The sequence below is a fragment of the Ewingella sp. AOP9-I1-14 genome, from assembly GCF_052375995.1.
Taxonomy (GTDB): Bacteria; Pseudomonadota; Gammaproteobacteria; order Enterobacterales; family Enterobacteriaceae; genus Ewingella; species Ewingella allii.
On the sequence record NZ_JBQSVA010000002.1, the window covers coordinates 529,176 to 549,016 of the forward strand.

The window sequence follows — 19,841 nt, forward strand, 5'->3', positions numbered from 1 at the left end:
AACGGTGAGCAGCTCGATAGAACTACTCGAAGAACACCGAATGTTTGGCGGTTGGCAACAGCGCTACCGCCATACCTCCAGCAGTTTAAATTGCAGCATGACATTCAGCATTTATCTGCCACCGCCGCGTGATGATAATCCGCCGCCGGTGCTCTATTGGCTGTCAGGTTTAACCTGCAACGATGAAAACTTCACGATGAAAGCCGGGGCGCAGCGCATTGCCGCCGAATTGGGATTGGTGCTGGTGATGCCAGACACCAGCCCACGCGGCGACAATGTGCCCAATGACGAAAATTACGATTTGGGTCAGGGCGCGGGGTTCTACCTCAACGCCACCCGCGCGCCGTGGGATGCCCATTTCCGTATGTATGACTATATTATCGACGAGCTGCCGCAAATCATCGCCGGGCATTTCTCCGTCAGTGATAAACAGTCAATCTGCGGCCACTCCATGGGCGGCCACGGAGCATTGGTGTTAGCCCTGCGCAACCCGCAGCGTTTCCGCTCAGTATCAGCTTTCGCGCCCATCGTTAACCCTTGTCAGGTGCCATGGGGGCGTAAAGCTTTCAGCGCCTATTTGGGCGATGACGAGAACCAATGGTTGCAGTACGACAGCTGCCACTTGCTGAATACGCTGCCCAAGGATCAGAAACCCTTCCCGATCTTGATCGATCAGGGCGACGACGATCAGTTCCTTGCCGATCAGCTCCAGCCATCCAAGTTGGTTGAGCTGGCGCGTCAGCAAGGCTGGCCGTTGCAGATCCGCATTCAGCCGGGCTACGACCACAGCTACTTCACGATTGCGACTTTTATCGAGGAGCATCTGAGGTTCCACGCGCAGTGGTTACACGGTTGAGTTTTGATTTTATTCCTACTTCGATAAGGGTTTAACCTTCAGCTCCTCCCCCTGATAAGGGGGAGGCTGGGAGGGGGTATTGCAAAAAACTCAGTAAGTTAGGTGATAAATACCCCACCCCAACCCTCCCCTTGCCAAGGGAGGGAGCTAAAGTAAACTTCACCCCAGCCCTCTCCTTAAAAAGGAGAGGGCGCTAAACCGTACCTCGCTTCACAGGCTCAAACGGCAGGCCTAGAGAGTGGAAGAATACCGTGGCTTGCGGCAGCCAGAGTTTCACGCCGTCTTTAGTGTCGAAGAATACGTGGGAGTTTTTACCGAACACGCCGATATCGACCATCTTCGCTTCATGCGCTGCGCCTATCGTGTGGCTGTAATAAGCCGAGAACATCTGCTGTGGCATAGGCTGTGGCCAGTTTTGGTCGTTGTCGCCATAGAACCACAGTGACGGATAGCGGGCCTGTTTGCCGTAGGCCGCGTAGGTGGCGACCAGCCTTTGCGGCCAATCGCTGCAGGTGCGCATCCGCAGCCCGCCGGAAAAGTTCACCAAGCCCAGCACGCCGGGGATCTGCTGGGTACCGAGCGCGATAGTGGTTAGGCCGCCATCTGACTGCCCTGCAATCACCATGCGCGTTCTGTCGACATAAGGCAGTTTCACCAATTCATTAATCGCCGCAGCAACGTCTCGCGCCTCGTCTAAGCCATGCTTGTAGGTATCGCAGTGGTCGTCAGGATAGCGTCCTCCTGAACCCGCAAAGCCTTCACGCATAGGGATGGCGACAACATAGCCGCGCTCCACCAAGGCAGCCGCCACTCGCAGATGTCTCGAGCGTTTTTGATCTCGGGCCTTGCCGGGGTTTTTACCGTGGTTGAGCACCACCATCGGGAAAGGTCCCGGCCCCGAAGGTTTGAAAATAGTGGTTTGCAGCTCAACCGTGCGATCGCCAAGATGCGCCGCAAGCATCACCACCTGCTCATTAAGCCGCGCGTCGAGTGGCGGTTCAGCGCTGCTCTGCACGGCCCTGGCCATTGAACAGCCGCCCAGCGCCAGAGAAAGCGCCGCGGCGGGAAGCCATGTCAGAGAAAAACGCTGGATGGAATTCGGTGAGAAAGGCCCCATAAGCTGCTCTATACCTCAATTATTTTTCATTAATTTCAGCTGGCGTTTTACGCCGCAGAGTGAGGCATGAGATAACGCCCCGCAACTATATAAGGAGAGGGTTATTTTTGGATCAAGTGGTAAACATTGATTAACAACCCCGCATTGTAACCGGCGGTAAATTCGCCACATCCGCCTCTATTCTTTCGTTATTACACTGTCGATCCCACCTCAGCTTTGAATCAGATGAATCTGCGTTGTTATCTCACCTCACTCAACTAGCCTTAATGATTCATGCACATTTAATGCATCAACCGGTGAAGAGAGGACGAATAATGAGTAAGCGCGATCAATACACCATGCAAAACCCTGTGACGCAGTACAGCAGCGATGGCTTCCCTAAGCAGAAGCAACCCGCGCCGGGGCTTGATGCCAAAATGCAGCCAAAACCCGATCATGGCGAAGAGACTTATCGTGGCTCAGGGCGACTTGAAGGGCGTAAAGCCTTGGTCACCGGTGCCGACTCGGGCATTGGCCGCGCCGCCGCCATTGCCTATGCCCGTGAAGGGGCCGACGTCGCCCTCTCCTATCTGCCCGAAGAGCAGGTGGATGCCGAAGAGGTGGCGAAATACATTATTGAGGCTGGCCGTAAAGCCGTGCTGATCCCGGGCGATATCAGCAATGAAGATTTCTGTAAACGTCTGGTGGAGAAAGCCCGTTCCGAGCTGGGCGGTTTAGATGTGTTAGCACTGGTCGCGGGCAAGCAGGTGGCGGTCACTGACGTGACGGAATTAACCACCGAGCAGTTCAGAAAGACCTTCGAAACCAACGTTTTCGCCATGTTCTGGATAACCAAAGCGGCTATCCCGCATCTGCCCGCTGGCTCGACGATCATCACCACCTCGTCAATTCAGGCCTATCAGCCGAGTGAGTTCCTGCTCGACTACGCGTCGACTAAAGGCGCCATCATCACTTACAGCCAAGGCTTGGCGAAGCAGGTCGCCGAGAAAGGTATCCGCGTCAACGTCGTCGCTCCCGGCCCAATCTGGTCAGTGCTGCAAGTCAGCGGCGGGCAGCTTCAGGAGAACATCCCCGACTTTGGCTCAGATACCCCACTCAAACGCGCCGGGCAGCCCGCCGAACTGGCCTCAAGCTACGTTTTCCTTGCCTCGCAGGAGTCGAGTTACATTACTGGCGAGGTGATAGGGGTAACAGGCGGCAAACCTATTAGTTGATGGGTTAATGGGTTGGGCGACCCAGATTCGCCTTTTAAATTCCAATTCAACTTCAAAACCGTGGGCGTCGGCCCACACCGTTTTAAGGTCAAAACCGTGCGCTGCCGCCACACCGGCCTCAAGGGGCGCCTATCGCCGCGCCCCTTGAGAATCCCCGGCTCTTTACTACGCGCTCCGCTCGTGGGGCGAACGTGTTTCAGTTACACCTGTTCTCCACCGCAAAATGTCGCCGCTTAGGCGGTGCCTTCGCTGCGGGATTCAAGCCTCAGGTCTTGAACCTCTTGCTCAGCGCCATTTTTGACTGCGGTTTTGAGGCATTTCGACCGTACCGTTTCAATAGATTTTGCTTTGCTCCCAGCCCTTTTCAGGGGGAGGAACAAACCAAACCAAAACCCACTGAAAAGGCACGGTTGAGAAGCCAGTAGGTCGCGTTCAGAAGTGACGCCGAGGGAGTGGTTCGAGACCTATGGCTCGAAACCCGAACTGAGGGAACCGCCTAAGCGGCGACACTTCGCGACAAACACTGTGGCTACTGAAACATGTCCATTCCGACCCTGCGCAGCCTCGATCTCCCAACAGAAAAAACGCGGGATTGCACAAGGGGGCGCGTTTACGCCCCCTTTGCCCGGTGTGGGCCGGCGCCCACGGTTTTGAAGGGCTTTTCCAAAAGCCCTCCCTTCTTACCCTTTTAATTTCGGATCTAACGCGTCCCTCAACCCATCCCCTAACAGGTTAAACGCCAGCACCGTCAGGAATATCGCCAGGCTGGGGAAAATCGCCACGTGCGGGGCCATGACCATGTCAGCGCGGGCTTCGTTGAGCATTGCGCCCCACTCTGGCGTCGGGGGCTGGGCGCCCATGCCGAGGAACGACAGGCTGGCGGCGGTGATGATTGAGGTGCCGATGCGCATGGTGAAATAGACCACGATGGCTGACAGCGTGCCGGGCAGAATGTGGCGGAACAGGATGGTGAAGTCAGAAGCGCCGATGCTGCGCGCCGACTCAATATAGGTCTGGCGTTTCAGCACCAGCGTATTGCCGCGCACCAGACGGGCAAAGGCCGGTATGCTGAAAATCGCCACCGCGATGATCACGTTCGACATGCCGTTGCCCATTACGGCTACCACGGCGATCGCCAGCAGAATACCGGGGAAAGCAAACAGCACGTCGCAGACGCGCATAGTGATGCGATCCCACCAGCCTTCGTAGTAGCCCGCCAGCAGCCCAAATACCGTGCCGATAATGCCGCCCAGCACCACCGACAGCACGCCCGCCGCCAGAGAAATACGGGCACCCATCAAAATACGGCTGAAAATATCCCGCCCGAGAGAGTCAACGCCCAGCCAGTGAATCAGTGAAGGACCTTCATTCAGGCGGTCGTAGTCAAAATAGTTTTCAGCATCAAATGGCACAATCCACGGGGCCAGCGCAGCCACCGCAATCATCAATAAAATGAAGACACCCGCCGCCAAGGCAATGTGCTGTTGGCGAAAACGCCGCCAGAAAGCCTTCCAGGGTGTGCGCACCTGCTGCTTTTGCACCGACTCCGCGGTTATCACCGGCATCGAGGCCAGCACGGCATTACGCCGCCAGTTTTTCATGCGCATGCTCACTTGTAACGAATTGAAGGGTTGATGACTGCATAAAGCATGTCGACCAACAGGTTGATCAGGATGAACTCCAGTGAGAACAGCAGCACTTCGGCTTGAATCACCGGGTAATCGCGCATTTCTACCGAATCAATCAGCAGACGCCCTAGCCCCGGCCAGTTGAAGACTTTCTCCACCACGATAGAGCCGCCGAGCAGGAAGCCAAACTGCAGGCCCATCATGGTCACCACCGGGATCATCGCGTTACGCAGGCCGTGTTTCACCACCACCAGCGTTTCGCGCACGCCCTTGGCACGCGCGGTGCGCATATAGTCCTCTTGCATCACCTCGACAAAAGAGGCGCGAGTGAAGCGGGCCATGATCGCCGCCACCGCCGCGCCTAGCGTGATAGAAGGCAGAATGTAGTGCTGCCAGCCGTCTGCGCCGATAGTCGGCAACCAGCCGAGCTGCACCGAGAACACCTGCATCAGCAGCATACCGAGGGCAAACGCCGGGAAGGAGATGCCGGAGACCGCCAGCGCCATGCCCACGCGGTCAGGCCAACGATTGCGCCAAACGGCAGACACCACGCCAATCACCAGCCCGAAAATCACCGACCAGACCATGCTGGTGAGCGTCAGCCACAGGGTAGGCAGGAATCGCGAGCCAATCTCATCAATCACCGGGCGCTTCGACACCATTGAGTGGCCGAAGTCGCCGCGCAGAGCGTGGCTGAAGAAGGTGAAAAATTGCTGGTAAAGCGGCTTATCGAGGCCCAGATCTTTGCGAACCAGTTCAACAACGCTCTGGTCAGCATCCTGCCCCGCCGCCAGTCTCGCCGGGTCGCCTGGTAGCAAATGTACAAACAGAAAAACCAACACCGCCACAATGAGCAGGGTTGGTATCAATCCGAGTAATCGTTTTAGGAAGTAATTCAGCATGACAGATTAACTGCGCCCATTAAAAAAACCTCTGAGACGTTAGCAAGAAACAAATTCACGGAGAAGCCTGACGTGAGGCCCTCTTTGAGCACCCCACTCCCTGCTTCCCCTAATGAACTAAGCTAGTCGAAAGTGATTACTTCACGTCCGCATCGTCAAAGTTGAATGAGGTATCCGGCATCACGTAGAAGCCGCTCAGGCGCTTGTTCTGAGCAGAAACCAGACGCTCGGTGACCAGGAAGGCCCAAGGTGCGTCATCCCAAATTTTGGTCTGCGCATCTTGATACAGCTTGGCTTTCTCGGTTTTATCCGTGGTTTTCAGGGCATCGGCCAAGTCTTTATCCACCGCCGGGTTGCTATAGAACGCGGTGTTGAACTGCTTAGGCGGTGCTGACTGAGTGGCGAACAGCGGCGTCAACGCCCAGTCTGCTTCACCCGTAGAGGCTGACCAGCCGGTGTAGAACAGGCGAACACCCGCATCTTTCTGGCCGACGTTTTCCACCTGAGCAGCACGCTGCGCGGCGTCAAACGCGGTCACGGTCACTTTGATACCCACCTGAGCCAGCTGCTGTTGAGCAAACTGAATCACTTTCTGCGCGGTGCTGCTGTTGTGCGAAGACCACAAAGTGGTGGTGAAACCGTTCGGGTAGCCCGCTTCTTTCAGCAGCTCTTTAGCCTTAGCCGGGTCGTAAGGCCAAGGTTTGAATTTGGCAGCATACTCGATGCCGTGCGGCAGCGGGCCTTCAGACGGCACGGCGTAACCGGCAAAGGCGACTTTAATCAGCGCGTCTTTGTTGATGGCGTAGTTGATCGCCTGACGAACTTTCAGGTTATCAAACGGCTTCTGGGTCACGTTAAAGCTGATGTAGCGGTGCAGGATTGACGGCGCGGTCACGACATCAAGCTTGGTGTTTTTCTCCAACAGCGCGGTTTGCTCATAAGGCACCGGGAAGGCGAAATCAGCTTCACCGGTTTGCAGCATCGCGGCGCGGGTATTGTTGTCCACCACCGGGCGGAAGGTAATGGAGTCGAGCTTCGGCTCACCTTTCTTCCAGTAACCGTCGAATTTCTTCACTTTCACGAAATCAGTCTGGTTCCACTGGTCCAGCACGTACGGGCCAGTACCCACCGGGTGGAAGCCGATGTCTTTGCCGTACTTGGTCAGCGCCGCCGGGGAGATGATCACCGCAGACGGGTGAGCCAGGTTGTTGATGAAGGCCGAGAATGGCGTCTTCAGGGTGATTTTCACCGTGTTGGCGTCAACGACTTCGGTCTTATCGATGTTTTTGAACAGGTTATAACGCTTGAGGTGGCTGTCAGGATTGCTGGCGCGATCAAGGTTTACTTTTACAGCTTCGGCGTTGAAGTCGGTGCCGTCCTGGAATTTAATCCCCGGATGCAGTTTGATGGTGTAAACCAGACCATCTTTGCTCACGGTGTAGCTTTCGGCCAACACGTTGACCAGTTTTAGGTTTTTATCAAAGCCGAACAGGCCCTGATAAAATGATTTCGCCACGGCCTGCGACAAGGTGTCGTTAGCATCATACGGGTCAAGAGAAGTGAAGTTCGACCCAACGGCGATAGTGACGTCTTTTGCTGCCCATGCAGAGCCGGAAGCCAGTCCGCCAACCACGGCGACCGCGAGGATGGCTTTGCGAAGCCCTGCCTTACCCTTCAATGTTTGCATCCAATTTTCCTTTTTATAATTGCTGTCAAAGTGACTTATCTTTATGACTACACCAGAATCAGTACAGGCCGCCAACGGCGTGCCTTGCAACATAATGCCCTTCTGCGACTCGCACTAATGGCGAAACCACAGGCTCATCATGCAGTGCGCGGATCGGGCTTGGAATATCATCCACCAGCAGCGCGTGTTCTTTGCTGCGGTGGGCAGGATCGGCGACCGGCACGGCCGCCATCAGCTTGCGGGTGTAAGCATGTTGAGGATTCTCAAACACCGCGCGTCTTGGGCCAATTTCAACAATTTGCCCAAGATACATCACCGCCACGCGGTGGCTAATGCGCTCCACCACCGCCATGTCATGGGAAATAAACAGGAAAGCGATACCAAACTCGCGCTGTAAATCCATCAGCAGATTGACGATCTGCGCCTGAATCGACACATCCAGCGCAGAGACGGACTCATCGGCAATCACCACTTTCGGGTTCAGCGCCAGGGCGCGGGCAATGCAAATACGCTGCCGCTGGCCGCCAGAAAACTCGTGCGGGTAACGCTGCGCGTGCTCCGGCAGCAGCCCCACCTTCTCCAGCAGACACGCCACTCGCGCCTCGGCCTCTTTGCCGCGCGCCACGTTGTGCACCAGCAGCGGCTCCATAATGGAGTAGCCGACGGTGAGGCGCGGGTCGAGCGAGGCATAAGGGTCCTGAAAGATAAATTGTATATCACGGCGCAAATGTTGCAGCGTCGGGCCTTTCAGGTCGGTAATGGTCTGGCCGTTAAAGGTGATACTTCCCCCCTGACTTTCCACCAGCCGCAGCAGAGAGCGCCCGGTGGTGGATTTGCCACAGCCGGACTCGCCCACCAGCGCCAGCGTTTCGCCCGGATAGAGGTCAAAACTGACTTTTTCCACCGCGTGAACCTGACGCGTGACGCGGTTGAGGATGCCGCCACGCAGGTTGAAACGGGTGACTAAGTCGCGAACTTGCAACACAGGCTGCGCGCCCGGCTTCAGCGTATCTTGGGTTAAATCCGCCGGCGATTCGCCAGCCGCCTCGTCGTGAACCAGCAGCGGGAAACGGGCCGGCAGGTTTTTGCCGGTCATCGCCCCCAGCTTAGGCACGGCGGAGAGCAGCGCCTTGGTATAAGGATGCTGGGGCGCGCGGAAAACCGTGCTGACATCCCCGACTTCCACCTTATTACCGCGATACATCACCAGCACGCGGTCGGCAATTTCCGCCACCACGCCCATATCATGAGTGATAAAAATCACTCCCATATTCATCTCTTTTTGCAACACGCGGATTAGCTGCAAAATTTGCGCCTGAATGGTCACATCCAGCGCCGTGGTTGGCTCATCGGCCACCAGCAGCGCCGGTTTGCACGACAGCGCCATGGCAATCATTACGCGCTGGCGCATCCCGCCAGAGAGCTGGTGCGGGTAGCTGTCGAGAATGTTTTTCGCTTCGGGAATACGCACTAAATCCAGCATGCGCAGGGCTTCGGCGCGCGCGGTACGGTGATCTTTCCCCTGATGCAAACGGATAGATTCGGCAATCTGCTCGCCCACCGGGAACACCGGATTGAGGGAGGTCATCGGCTCCTGAAAAATCATCGCGATATCAGCGCCGCGCAGCGAGCGCATCGCCGACTGCGACGCCGCGGTGGTGTCCACCACTTCGCCATTGCGCCGCCGAAACAGCACCTGCCCCTGGGTGATCTGCCCGCCGCCCTGCTCCACCAGACGCATCAGCGCCAGCGAGGTGACGGATTTCCCCGAGCCGGACTCACCGACAATCGCCAGCGTTTCGCCGCGATGCACGTCAAAACTGAGATTGCGCACGGCTTCAATCGCCTGACCTTCATGGTGAAAACGCACGCTAAGGTCGCGCGCGGCCAGCACCTGATTGTCCGGCAGGATCAGCGGCTTATTGGTAGATGGCTGCATTTGGCCGTTCTCCCACGTAAGCCACGCCGCGATACATGCCTTCGCTATTAAACGGCAAGGCTACGTTGCCCAAGCTATCCACGGCAATCAGGCCGCCGGAGCCGTCGAGGGCCACCAGCTTTTCCATCACCACTTTGTCTGTCGCTTGCTGCAAAGTTAGCCCCGCGTAATCCATTAACGCCGCCACGTCATAAGCCGCAACGCAGCGCATAAAGACTTCACCCGTGCCGGTACAGGACACCGCCGCCGTCTGGTTATTGGCATAGCAGCCCGCGCCGATAATCGGCGAGTCGCCCACGCGCCCGGCCTGCTTGTTGGTCATGCCGCCGGTCGAGGTCGCGGCAGCCAGATTACCCTGAGCGTCGAGGGCCACGGCACCTACCGTGCCGAATTTGCGATCGGCATCGAGAGGATCGTCAGATCCCGCCGCCGCGCCGTCATGATCGAGCACCACGCCGCTTTCGCTGGCAATGGCGCGAGTCAGTTGGTCATAGCGGTCTTGAGTCGAAAAGAAGTCGGCGGCCACCATTTCCTGCCCGTGATTACGCGCAAAACGCTCGGCACCTTCGCCGGTGAACATCACGTGCGGGCTGACTTCGAGGATTTTGCGGGCGGTAAGAATGGGGTTACGAATATGGTTAACGCAGCTAATGGCACCCGCGTCCAAAGTGCGGCCATCCATAATGCTGGCGTCCAGCTCGTGGGTGCCTTGATGAGTAAACACCGCGCCGGTTCCGGCGTTGAATAACGGGCACTCTTCGAGCAGGCGCACGGCTTCGGTCACGGCATCTAAAGCGCTGCCGCCCGCCGCCAAAATCTGCTGTCCGCTGGCGAGAATGCTCTCCAGCGCCTGAAGATAGCGCTGCTCTTTTTCAGCACTCATGGCAGATCGGGTAATAGCCCCGGCACCACCATGTATCGCAATAACCGGACGCTTTTTGTCCAAAATAGAAGCATCAGGAGCAGGAGTCGTAGAACTCATTCGCGCTGTACCCTGTGTTAATAAAAGGTTAGATCGAGCTTTTTTTGACTATATTTAGCCCGCTACAGTATGTAAAGCAGAAATGTATAACCAGAATTAATAAGCTAATTGCTTAGAATATTTAGGAAAATTAAATAATGGGATCGTATAAACAGGCGAGACAAACGTCTAAATAACAGGAATAATAAACGTCCTATCCCCAAAATAATTTACGTTACGGCTGGGTGCCAAATGCCCCGCTGATGCGTAGCATAGAGGGGATTTCGTGGTGCAAGGTGTCTCTGGCAAGGCTTCCCACTCTCTTAAAACGGCTTTTACATACTCAAATGCTCAAGTTTTCGTAGGATGGCAACGCGCCGGACAGCGAAGGATGAAGAGTACTCTTAGGAAATAGGTTATGGATACTGTGTACAACCGCCGCCGGATTAACGTTATCTCGTGGCTGAGTTACTTTTTTACCGGCGGACTGGTTTCTACGCTAGGTATTGTTATCGGGCCGGTCGCGACCGCGTTCAATAAAGATCCGGCGTTTATTGGTTTGATGTTCTCCCTGATGAACATCGGCCTGTTCCTGCCGATTATGGTCAGCGGCCTGCTGATGCGTAAATTCGATTTGGGCAAGCAGCTGATCACCGGCTCGGTGATTTCCGTGCTGACCTGTATCGCCCTATTCCTGATGCCTTCTATTACTCTGTTCGGCATTGGCGTGTTCCTGATTGGCTCCACCGCGGGCCTGATGATGTCGATTGGCAGCTATCTGGTAGTGCGTATCAATGACGACCCGAAAAAGCGCTCTGCCAACCTAATTTTCACCGACTTCTTCTTCGCCCTCTCCGGTATGACCCTCTCCCTGCTGCTCGGTTTCCTGTTCAAGCATGGCGCGAGCTGGCTGGCGATGTACGGCATCATGGGGACGCTGAGCCTATTGATGATTTTGCTGTGCGTTGGGCAGAAATTCCCGTCCGTTCCGCAGCCGGAAAAAAGCGTTTCTAACCAAGATGTGGCGAAAGAGCCTTGGGGCATCGCGGCCTACGTGCTGTGCTTCGCGCTGTTCGCGTTTGTCTTCAGCGAGCTGGTATTTACCCTGTGGATGCCAAGCTGGCTGCTCGAGCACTTCCATCTGGATGCTGACCGCTCGGCGTTTTACATCACCATTTACTGGACGGTGAAGGCGATTGGCCTGTTCCTCAACCAGTTCACCGTGCGTTTCGTCAAGCTGCGCACCTTCCTGCTGATCTCCGCCATTGTTGGCCTGATTAGCCTGAGCGTCGTAACACATAGCGAATCCACTACGCTGGTGATGATTGGCGTGGGCGTCTTCGGCTTCTGTAACTCCGGTATGTTCTCTGGCCTGATGAGCTACGGCAGCCTGCAAGTGAAGAAATCGCCACCGACGCTGACCTCGGCGCTGCTGACCACGGCGTCAGTCGGCACCTTGATCTTCGCCTCTTTCTCCTCCTTTATTCACCGCGAATTCGGCCTGTTCTGGGCGCTGAATATCGCCAGCATCTCCTACGTGCTGCTGGTGATTGCGGTAGTGATTGCCGGGATTAAGAGTAAAGCGGAAAAGATTCACCACAACGCGTCGGCACACTGATCGCCCGCTAACCGTGGATGAAGCATAAAAAAAGGGAAGACAGCGATGTCTTCCCTTTTTGCATTCTGCGCAACAGATTTGGTTTTCGCGTTAAAGCTGCGGTGCCTGTTGCAGGCTGTTTACCCAGCCGGTGGTCGGCTGCTGGATCAGGCGGCGAGCGCGGCCGTGGCGGCGCAAGATTAACCCCTGATCCTGCATTTCACTGAGGTCGCGGCGAATAGTTTCTAAGCTGACATTCAGCCATTCGGCCAATTCGCTGACTTGAACTACCTCATGTTCGTCCACCAACCGAAGGATCGCTTGATGGCGGTTTTTTTTCATCACAATGCAACTCCCAACGGCAATAGACATTAATTTGTGCGCTACATCACAAAACTGTCGGTAATAATACCTAGGTTTTCATATTAATTTCGGGATCGATCTCAATTTTTCTGTAAAAGTTATTCACGCTAACTATCGATTTTTTGCCCGCCATTTTCTCTTCCTTTGCGTAGTCTGACATAATGATCCCATGCTTTTGCCCCACTCAGCCGTCAACACGTCGGCAGGCACACAAGGAATTTATGATGGAATTCAACACCGAAGGTCTTATTTCGCTGCAAGACGCACTGGACAAAATGCAGGGGCACATCGCCTCGAAACCCCCGTCAGACGCTGAATCCGTGCCGCTGACCGCCGCCGCGGGCCGCATTACCGCCGCGCCGGTGCGCTCCCCGGTCTTCGTGCCGCCCTTTGATAACTCGGCGATGGACGGTTACGCCGTGCGCTGCGCCGACCTACACGATGACGCGGTGCTGCCGGTGGCGGGCAAAGCCTTCGCCGGCGCGCCTTTTAACGGCGACTGGCCTGCGGGAAGCTGCATTCGGATCATGACCGGCGCGCCGGTGCCGCAAGGCGCGGACGCCGTCATCATGCAGGAGCAGGCCGAAGTGAGCGATGCGGGCGTGCGCTTCACCGCCGACGTTCAGCCGGGCCAGAACATCCGCCTGATTGGTGACGACATCAAACAGGGCGATAGCGTCTTAGCCAAAGGCGTGCGTCTCGGCGCGGCGGAGCTGCCGCTGCTGGCCTCGCTGGGCATTGAGCAAGTCGAGGTATTCAAGCCGCTGAAAGTGGCGATTTTCTCCACCGGCGATGAGCTACAGCCCGTCGGCACGCCTTTACAGGAAGGCCAAATCTATGACACCAACCGTTTTGCGGTTCGCCTGATGCTGGAGCAAATGGGCTGCGCGGTGCTGGATTTAGGCATTATTCGCGATGACCCGCAGGCGCTGCGCCACGCGTTTGAGCAGGCCGATGACTATGCGGATCTGGTGATTTCCAGCGGCGGCGTCTCGGTGGGCGAAGCCGATTACACCAAAAAGATGCTCGACGAGCTGGGCGAGATTGGCTTCTGGAAACTGGCGATTAAGCCGGGCAAGCCTTTCGCCTTCGGCAAACTGAAAAATGCCTGGTTCTGCGGCCTGCCGGGCAATCCGGTCTCCGCCGCCCTCACCTTCTACCAAATGGTGCAGCCGTTTATCGCCGGGCTAAGTGGTTACAGCAGTTGGTCGCTGCCTCCGCGCTTTAAAGCCAAAGCCCTGACGCCGTTTGGCAAATCGCCGGGGCGTTTGGATTTCCAGCGCGGAATTTTCACCACCAGCGCCACGGGTGAATTAGAGGTGCGCAGCACGGGGCATCAGGGTTCGCACGTATTTAGCTCCTTCAGCCAAGCCAACTGTTTTGTGGTATTGGAGCGCGAACGTGGCCGCGTAGCCGCTGGCGAATGGGTGGATGTCGAACCTTTTAACGCCCTGCTGAGAGGCTAACGATGAATACACTGCCTGAACTGACTGACGCCGAAACCCTGCGCTATAACCGCCAAATAGTGCTGAAGGGCTTTGATTTCGACGGGCAGGAGAAGCTGAAAGCCAGCCAGGTGCTGGTAGTTGGGCTGGGCGGTTTAGGCTGTGCCGCCGCGCAATATTTGGCGGCGGCGGGCGTAGGTTCAATGACGCTGTTGGACTTCGACACCGTGTCGCTCTCCAACCTGCAACGGCAGATTCTGCACACCGACGCGCGCATCGGCATGCCTAAAGTAGCCTCTGCTGCCGAGGCTCTGGCGGCAATTAACCCGCACGTGGCGCTGACGCAGATTGACCACCAGTTGGACGAAAGCGAGTTGCAGGACGTCATCGCTCGCTGTGATTTAGTGCTGGATTGCACCGACAACGTGGCCATTCGCGACCAGCTAAACCGCGCCTGTTTCCAGCTCAAAACGCCTTTGGTATCAGGGGCCGCCATCCGCATGGAAGGCCAGCTGAGCGTGTTTACCTATCAGCCGGACGAGCCTTGCTATCGCTGCCTCAGCCGACTGTTTGGCGAAAACGCCCTGACCTGCGTCGAAGCCGGCGTTATGGCCCCGCTGGTCGGCACCATTGGCAGCCTGCAAGCCATGGAGGCCATCAAACTGCTCACCCACTTCGGCCAAACCCTGCGCAGCCGATTACTGATGTTTGACGCCATGACCATGCAGTTCAGAGAGATGAAACTGACCAAACACCCCGGATGCGAAGTCTGCGGCAATCCATAAACGCTAATTTCACGCATAAAAAAACCGCCTCTCGGGGCGGTTTTTTGTGGAGCATTTAGCTTGTAATCCTCAAAATCATTCGTGCTGCATCAAGGCGGCAACTAAGCGAGACCCCGGGAGCATACACAAGTATGTGACCGGGGCGAGCGCGGGCAGCCAACGCCGAGGCAGCGCGAAGGATGCAGAGGATTTAGTTATCAATGCCTTTGCTACGCAGATAATCTTCATACGTACCTGAGAAATCGACAATCTTGTTCGGCGTGATCTCGATGATGCGCGTTGCCAAGGAACTCACGAACTCACGGTCATGGGAAACGAAGATCAGCGTGCCTTCGTACATCTCCAGCGCCATGTTCAGTGATTCGATGGATTCCATATCCATGTGGTTGGTTGGCTCATCCATAATCAGGATGTTTGGACGATGCATCATCAGTTTGCCGAATAGCATGCGGCCTTTCTCACCACCAGACAGCACTTTGACTTTCTTCTTGATATCGTCCTGACCAAACAGCAAACGGCCTAAGATGCCGCGAACTGCCTGCTCGTCATCCTTTTCGGATTTCCACTGGCTCATCCAGTCGAATACGTTCAGCGTCTCATCGAATTCATATTCGTGATCCTGCGCGTAGTAACCGATTTTGGCGTTTTCGGACCATTTCACGCTGCCGCTGTCTGGCTCAAGGTCGCCTACCAGCGTTTTCAGCAAGGTCGATTTACCGATACCGTTGGCACCGAGAATGGCGACCTTCTCGCCCACTTCCAGCATCAAACCCAAGTTTTTAAACAGCGGGCCGTTATCAAAACCTTTGGTGAGTTTTTCCACTTCCAGCGCGTTACGGAACAGCTTCTTATCCTGCTCGAAACGGATGAAGGGGTTTTGGCGGCTGGACGCTTTGATTTCGTCGAGCTGAATTTTATCAATCTGACGGGCACGCGAGGTCGCCTGTTTAGATTTAGAGGCGTTGGCACTAAAGCGGCTCACGAAAGATTGCAGCTCAGCGATTTGCGCTTTCTTCTTGGCGTTGTCGGCAGTCAGGCGCTCACGAGCCTGAGTGGCCGCTGTCATGTACTCGTCGTAGTTGCCCGGATAAACGCGCAGTTCGCCGTAGTCCAGATCCGCCATATGAGTACAGACCATGTTCAGGAAGTGACGGTCATGCGAAATGATGATCATGGTGCTGTTACGCTCGTTCAGCACCTGCTCCAGCCAGCGAATGGTATCGATGTCCAGGTTGTTCGTCGGTTCGTCGAGCAGCAGAATTTCTGGGTCGGAGAACAGCGCCTGAGCCAGCAATACGCGCAGTTTAAAGCCCGGGGCGATTTCGCTCATCGGGCCATAATGTTGCTCAACCGGAATACCCACGCCAAGCAGCAGCTCACCGGCGCGAGATTCCGCGCTGTAGCCATCCATCTCGCCGTAAGCCACTTCCAGATCGGCCACTTTATAGCCGTCTTCTTCGCTCATTTCTGGCAAGGCGTAAATACGGTCACGCTCTTCTTTCACGGCCCACAGCTCGGTGTGGCCCATGATAACGGTGTCAAGAACGGAGAATTTCTCGAACGCAAATTGGTCCTGACGCAGCTTACCCAGACGTTCGTTCGGGTCGAGCACGACGTTACCCCCGGAAGGCACTAAGTCGCCGCCGAGGATCTTCATGAAAGTGGATTTACCACAGCCGTTCGCGCCGATCAGGCCATAACGGTTGCCGCCGCCAAATTTCACGGAAATATTTTCAAATAACGGCTTGCTGCCGAATTGCATGGTGATGTTGTAAGTACTTAACACAACGCTCGCTCTTAATTAGGAATGTGATTTGGCGCGCATTATGCCACAACCAAACAATGGAATCGCGTACAGTTATGTACGTTTCTCAAGCAAACGTCAGGAACAAGGCAATAGACTACGCAGGCAGTCGCAGATGGCTGAGGAATATGCGTCGAAGAACAGTCTTAACCTGTCTAGCAAAAACTTCCATGACCTTGGTATCAGTACTTTCCGTGAAGGCACCCACCCTTCTTTGGCTGACATGTTAACGGCAATTGATGAAGGCTACATTACTAGCGGTTCGACAATCATCATTGAAGCTATAGACCGACTGTCACGACGCTACCCTTGAAACCCTGAAAGAAATCCTTCGTAAAGATGTTTAGATAGTTTCGTTGTCCGACGATTTGCGTTTAGACCGTGACAGCCTGAAAGATTTGACCAGCATCATTCGTATCGCATTAGCCGCTGATCTTGCTCATGCTAAATCAAAGCGTAAGTCTGAACGGTTGCGCCAGACCAAGAACAAACAACGAGAATAGCCGTAAAATTATTTTGTTCTGGCTGACTGGTAGCGCAGACGCTTACAGATTGAGTGACCGAGCAGATGTAGCCAAAAAGATTGTTCGACTCAAGCAGGAAGGTAAAGGCAGCAACCTGATCGCCAAGGTTCTGAACCAAGAAGGTATTGCAGGTATTCGATCACCTCAATGAAATCATGGTTCGATAACCAAAATGTTGAAGAACCAAGCCCTGTACGGTGCATATCAGACAGGCCAAACCAACAAAGACCGTGAATTTATTGTTTTGGACCTGATTGAAAATTACTTTCCAGCCTTGATCATCAAAGAAGAATGGTTGCTGCTTCAATCCGACCAGAACAAGTCTATAAGAGGTCGTCGCACTACTCACAACCCATACAGCGGCTTATTACGTTGTTCTTGTGGCGGAGCTTTGATAAAGCGAAAGACACCTATTAATGACAAGCTGTACATATATCACATTTGCTCGAATGCAAAAGATGTTAGATGCTCACAGAAACTAGGAATCAAAGACTTGGAATCGGCATTAGCCAAGATTCTAGATCGGCTTGATTTCAAGAGAAACACACTGTTAATCAATCGCTAAATGTGGAAAGACTGACATTAGAAAAGCGCATATCAAAACTTAACAATCAGTTGGCGACTGTTGATGATGTTCCAGTGAGTGTTATTCAAACAATCGTGGAACTTGATGCCAGACTCAAAGAAGTTACCTAAGCTGTTTTGAACACCGAACGTGAACAGCGTGGAATCGACGCAGTGGACATCGAGAAGCTATCGAGTGTCACAGATAGCCTAGAACTTAACGTGCTGTTAAAACGCATCCTGAAAGGCATTACGGTGTCCCCGACTGGTAAGAACTGGCGAATTGAAGTGGGGCATATTTCCGGTGATACCCAAGGTTTTATTCTTACCAACGGTGAGTTGCGTTTCGTGACGGATACAATCAAGTTGAGAAAGCTATTAGACGAGTTCTAAGCCAACTAGACAATATAATTATCCAATACACCTGATTAAAAATGCATATTAATTATTTACGCATGGTCCATTAAAAATTCATGATTCATCATTTCAGCGTGGGTTTCATTACTGTATAGGGACGATTTTTCTTCGAATTATCCAAAAATTAAAGTTCAAGTCGTGGCGGTTAGGTTAGGTGTATATGAAAACCGATACAGCTCATTAAAAAAATCGGTTTCATATACAAGAGACAATATTTGAGACAGATGATTTTCCGTAAAGTATTTCTTTTTTGGTTTAAGTAGCTGCAATTAATCTATGCAGTAGATAAAACCTATCATTTGCTTTGATATCTCCATTTCTCAACTACTTGATTTATCTGCTCCAAGGTCATCGCCTGCTTTTGCCAACCCTTGTCGAAATCAACATCATTTGAACGAGGTAGCTGTTCTTGTGTTAGGCTGCGGATCATAACCCTCGTTGGCAATGTTGCGGCTTGACCGACAAAAATGGCCTCTTGCCGCCGTAACCCTGAAAGCATCTTTGTTAAACCAGACATTGAGTCAGGCAATATGCTACGGACGTGTTCTCTATCCGTATCATTAGTAATTCGTAGCACAATCCATGAGTTACATTGTGATAAAACTGTCGCTTCAACCTCACTAGGTCTTTGTGATACTAACAATAATCCGACACCATATTTTCGCCCTTCTTTTGCAATGCGACGGATAGCCGATTGGGCGGCCTCGTATTGCGCTTCACCACGATTAGGTACATATCGGTGTGCTTCTTCACATACTAATAAAACAGGGCTGTTCTGACGTTCGTCTTCTGATTGCCAAACTTTAAGCTGGAAAACAATTCTTGCGATTGCTGCGCTGGCAACGCCAGCTACTTCATTTGGTACACCAGAAAGATCAACTATTTGTACCGTTGTATTCTGTGTCATGAATTGATTCACGATGGCAGGTAAAGGATCTTGCTCACCATCCCAACTTTCCATCATAAATTTAAGACGACCATCTTTTAATAAGGAATCTATCTTGCGAATAACCTTGCTAAAATCCTCATGCTGTTTTTTATCTTTATTTTCTGGTCTCTGTGCGTTGATCGCTCCGATTAACCCTACTTCATAATGTACACCATCTTTTAAACCCAAATGGTCTAAACCATCTGCACTACCTAAAATATAAGGGATTGGTGAATCAACAGTTAACTGATTTTTATCGAGCCCGAGTTTTTCCGCCGCTTTCTCCCGTACAGAAATCAGAGCATTCTTGATGATATTAGATTGAGACGTCGCTGCAAATTCTGTTTTACCAATGAACAAGCTCAATGATTCTTCTAAATCAAGTAACCAGTAAGGTAGTTTTAATGATCCTTCATCAGTGGATAATCTTTGGTGTTTTTGGAAAGCTTTGCCGTATTCGTTATGTGGATCGAGGATGATAATTTGTGGATGCCAGTATGAATGTTTAGCTATTTCACCACGTTCAAGAATACTATGAATTACCGCTGCGACCGTACCAGATTTACCTGAGCCCGTTGAACCTAAAATTGCTGTATGCTTCCCTAGCAACTCATTAAGTTCCGCATAGCATGGGGCTCCTCCAGAGCCAACATGCTCCCCAAGCTGGATCACTGGACCTTTTGCGTCACCATATATGAATCTGAGTTCTGATTTTGGTGTAAGGTAAATTGTTTGCTGCGGTAGCGGATAGGTTGCAACGCCTCTTTCAAATTCAAGTGAAAACTCATTTTCACCTTTTTTTCTCCATTCTCCCTCACCAAATAAGTCAGCCTCTATAATTCGCTCATCAGAAGCAGCAACCGGCATCCCTTTTTCGAGTTGATAATCCGCTTTCATGCGTAAACGACTAACTAAACCATAAATTAAACGACGACCAAAGTGTATTTTAATAATTGAACCAAACTGACCAATTGGATAATTCTCACCAGCAAACACTCGAGATAGTTCAGAAATGGTCGGATCAAGTTCTGCAATTATGCGCGAACCATCCACTTCGATAATTTTACCGATAGCCAGATTATCGATTGGTTTAATGTACTTATTTTCCAT

Annotated in this window: 18 protein-coding genes; 9 read left to right on the forward strand and 9 right to left on the reverse strand. The window is 53.3% G+C overall.

Features of this window, described 5'->3' with window-relative positions:
* Window positions 1-4 precede the first annotated feature (4 nt).
* Complete coding sequence (gene fghA, locus ACT3RT_RS07575; protein WP_496202762.1) at window positions 5-856, forward strand: S-formylglutathione hydrolase; 852 nt, start codon at window positions 5-7, stop codon at window positions 854-856.
* A 193-nt stretch (window positions 857-1,049) separates the two neighbouring features.
* Here fghA and ACT3RT_RS07580 read toward each other — a convergent pair whose 3' ends face one another.
* Window positions 1,050-1,973 (reverse strand): dienelactone hydrolase family protein, encoded by a 924-nt coding sequence (locus ACT3RT_RS07580; protein WP_496202763.1) that lies wholly within the window; start codon window positions 1,971-1,973, stop codon window positions 1,050-1,052.
* Window positions 1,974-2,287: 314 nt separating this feature from the next.
* Between ACT3RT_RS07580 and ACT3RT_RS07585 the strand changes: the two genes are divergently transcribed.
* Window positions 2,288-3,187: an SDR family oxidoreductase gene (locus ACT3RT_RS07585; RefSeq protein ID WP_353501504.1), complete on the forward strand. Its 900-nt coding sequence runs from the start codon at window positions 2,288-2,290 to the stop codon at window positions 3,185-3,187.
* Between the two features lie 680 nt (window positions 3,188-3,867).
* Here the strand turns inward: ACT3RT_RS07585 and gsiD are convergent.
* From gsiD to ACT3RT_RS07610, 5 genes are all read right to left on the reverse strand, one after another.
* Window positions 3,868-4,794 (reverse strand): glutathione ABC transporter permease GsiD, encoded by a 927-nt coding sequence (gene gsiD, locus ACT3RT_RS07590; RefSeq protein ID WP_353501503.1) that lies wholly within the window; start codon window positions 4,792-4,794, stop codon window positions 3,868-3,870.
* Between the two features lie 2 nt (window positions 4,795-4,796).
* Window positions 4,797-5,717 (reverse strand): glutathione ABC transporter permease GsiC, encoded by a 921-nt coding sequence (gene gsiC / locus ACT3RT_RS07595; protein WP_100937647.1) that lies wholly within the window; start codon window positions 5,715-5,717, stop codon window positions 4,797-4,799.
* A 136-nt stretch (window positions 5,718-5,853) separates the two neighbouring features.
* Window positions 5,854-7,404, reverse strand: coding sequence for a glutathione ABC transporter substrate-binding protein GsiB (gene gsiB / locus ACT3RT_RS07600; protein WP_496202764.1), 1,551 nt, complete (start codon window positions 7,402-7,404; stop codon window positions 5,854-5,856).
* 58 nt (window positions 7,405-7,462) lie between these two features.
* On the reverse strand, window positions 7,463-9,343 hold the full coding sequence (gene gsiA / locus ACT3RT_RS07605) for a glutathione ABC transporter ATP-binding protein GsiA (RefSeq protein WP_496202765.1): 1,881 nt from the start codon (window positions 9,341-9,343) through the stop codon (window positions 7,463-7,465).
* Window positions 9,324-10,325, reverse strand: a complete 1,002-nt coding sequence (locus tag ACT3RT_RS07610; protein ID WP_353501500.1) for an isoaspartyl peptidase/L-asparaginase family protein — start codon at window positions 10,323-10,325, stop codon at window positions 9,324-9,326. Before ACT3RT_RS07610 ends, gsiA begins: the two co-directional genes overlap by 20 nt.
* A gap of 397 nt (window positions 10,326-10,722) precedes the next feature.
* On the opposite strand from ACT3RT_RS07610, the gene tsgA reads away from it, so the two are divergent.
* Window positions 10,723-11,922 (forward strand): MFS transporter TsgA, encoded by a 1,200-nt coding sequence (gene tsgA, locus ACT3RT_RS07615; protein ID WP_154147479.1) that lies wholly within the window; start codon window positions 10,723-10,725, stop codon window positions 11,920-11,922.
* Window positions 11,923-12,012: 90 nt separating this feature from the next.
* Here the strand turns inward: tsgA and ACT3RT_RS07620 are convergent, their stop codons facing one another.
* Complete coding sequence (locus ACT3RT_RS07620) at window positions 12,013-12,243, reverse strand: DeoR family transcriptional regulator (RefSeq protein ID WP_034788997.1); 231 nt, start codon at window positions 12,241-12,243, stop codon at window positions 12,013-12,015.
* A gap of 242 nt (window positions 12,244-12,485) precedes the next feature.
* Here ACT3RT_RS07620 and moeA point away from each other — a divergent pair, with 242 nt between their 5' ends.
* Together moeA and moeB are read left to right on the forward strand one after the other, a co-directional pair.
* Window positions 12,486-13,730: a molybdopterin molybdotransferase MoeA gene (gene moeA, locus ACT3RT_RS07625; protein WP_496202766.1), complete on the forward strand. Its 1,245-nt coding sequence runs from the start codon at window positions 12,486-12,488 to the stop codon at window positions 13,728-13,730.
* A 2-nt stretch (window positions 13,731-13,732) separates the two neighbouring features.
* A complete protein-coding gene (gene moeB, locus ACT3RT_RS07630) occupies window positions 13,733-14,494 on the forward strand; it encodes a molybdopterin-synthase adenylyltransferase MoeB (protein WP_396131971.1) in 762 nt (253 codons plus the stop codon).
* 190 nt (window positions 14,495-14,684) lie between these two features.
* On the opposite strand, the gene ACT3RT_RS07635 is transcribed toward moeB, so the two are convergent.
* Window positions 14,685-16,280, reverse strand: a complete 1,596-nt coding sequence (locus ACT3RT_RS07635) for an ABC-F family ATPase (RefSeq protein WP_072009864.1) — start codon at window positions 16,278-16,280, stop codon at window positions 14,685-14,687.
* 40 nt (window positions 16,281-16,320) lie between these two features.
* Between ACT3RT_RS07635 and ACT3RT_RS07640 the strand changes: the two genes are divergently transcribed.
* The 4 genes from ACT3RT_RS07640 to ACT3RT_RS07655 all read left to right on the forward strand — a co-directional run bounded on the left by ACT3RT_RS07640 (window position 16,321) and on the right by ACT3RT_RS07655 (window position 17,779).
* Window positions 16,321-16,611: a recombinase family protein gene (locus ACT3RT_RS07640; RefSeq protein WP_496202767.1), complete on the forward strand. Its 291-nt coding sequence runs from the start codon at window positions 16,321-16,323 to the stop codon at window positions 16,609-16,611.
* Window positions 16,612-16,739: 128 nt separating this feature from the next.
* On the forward strand, window positions 16,740-16,973 hold the full coding sequence (locus ACT3RT_RS07645; protein ID WP_496202768.1) for a hypothetical protein: 234 nt from the start codon (window positions 16,740-16,742) through the stop codon (window positions 16,971-16,973).
* A gap of 21 nt (window positions 16,974-16,994) precedes the next feature.
* Entirely contained in the window at window positions 16,995-17,387 is a 393-nt protein-coding gene (locus ACT3RT_RS07650; RefSeq protein WP_496202769.1) for a hypothetical protein, read from the forward strand.
* 137 nt (window positions 17,388-17,524) lie between these two features.
* On the forward strand, window positions 17,525-17,779 hold the full coding sequence (locus tag ACT3RT_RS07655) for a hypothetical protein (protein ID WP_496202770.1): 255 nt from the start codon (window positions 17,525-17,527) through the stop codon (window positions 17,777-17,779).
* Between the two features lie 319 nt (window positions 17,780-18,098).
* Here ACT3RT_RS07655 and ACT3RT_RS07660 read toward each other — a convergent pair whose 3' ends face one another.
* A complete protein-coding gene (locus ACT3RT_RS07660; protein WP_496202771.1) occupies window positions 18,099-19,841 on the reverse strand; it encodes an ATP-binding protein in 1,743 nt (580 codons plus the stop codon).

Excerpts from the sequence above, each read along its gene's own strand:
- moeA (WP_496202766.1), top strand. The coding sequence starts at position 12,486 with ATGATGGAATTCAACACCGAAGGTCTTATTTCGCTGCAAGACGCACTG.
- ACT3RT_RS07610 (WP_353501500.1), bottom strand. The coding sequence starts at position 10,325 with ATGAGTTCTACGACTCCTGCTCCTGATGCTTCTATTTTGGACAAAAAG.
- moeB (WP_396131971.1), top strand. The coding sequence starts at position 13,733 with ATGAATACACTGCCTGAACTGACTGACGCCGAAACCCTGCGCTATAAC.
- gsiC (WP_100937647.1), bottom strand. The coding sequence starts at position 5,717 with ATGCTGAATTACTTCCTAAAACGATTACTCGGATTGATACCAACCCTG.
- ACT3RT_RS07585 (WP_353501504.1), top strand. The coding sequence starts at position 2,288 with ATGAGTAAGCGCGATCAATACACCATGCAAAACCCTGTGACGCAGTAC.
- tsgA (WP_154147479.1), top strand. The coding sequence starts at position 10,723 with ATGGATACTGTGTACAACCGCCGCCGGATTAACGTTATCTCGTGGCTG.
- ACT3RT_RS07620 (WP_034788997.1), bottom strand. The coding sequence starts at position 12,243 with ATGAAAAAAAACCGCCATCAAGCGATCCTTCGGTTGGTGGACGAACAT.
- gsiD (WP_353501503.1), bottom strand. The coding sequence starts at position 4,794 with ATGCGCATGAAAAACTGGCGGCGTAATGCCGTGCTGGCCTCGATGCCG.
- gsiB (WP_496202764.1), bottom strand. The coding sequence starts at position 7,404 with ATGCAAACATTGAAGGGTAAGGCAGGGCTTCGCAAAGCCATCCTCGCG.
- ACT3RT_RS07645 (WP_496202768.1), top strand. The coding sequence starts at position 16,740 with ATGCTAAATCAAAGCGTAAGTCTGAACGGTTGCGCCAGACCAAGAACA.
- ACT3RT_RS07650 (WP_496202769.1), top strand. The coding sequence starts at position 16,995 with ATGTTGAAGAACCAAGCCCTGTACGGTGCATATCAGACAGGCCAAACC.
- ACT3RT_RS07640 (WP_496202767.1), top strand. The coding sequence starts at position 16,321 with ATGCCACAACCAAACAATGGAATCGCGTACAGTTATGTACGTTTCTCA.
- ACT3RT_RS07660 (WP_496202771.1), bottom strand. The coding sequence starts at position 19,841 with ATGGAAAATAAGTACATTAAACCAATCGATAATCTGGCTATCGGTAAA.
- ACT3RT_RS07580 (WP_496202763.1), bottom strand. The coding sequence starts at position 1,973 with ATGGGGCCTTTCTCACCGAATTCCATCCAGCGTTTTTCTCTGACATGG.
- gsiA (WP_496202765.1), bottom strand. The coding sequence starts at position 9,343 with ATGCAGCCATCTACCAATAAGCCGCTGATCCTGCCGGACAATCAGGTG.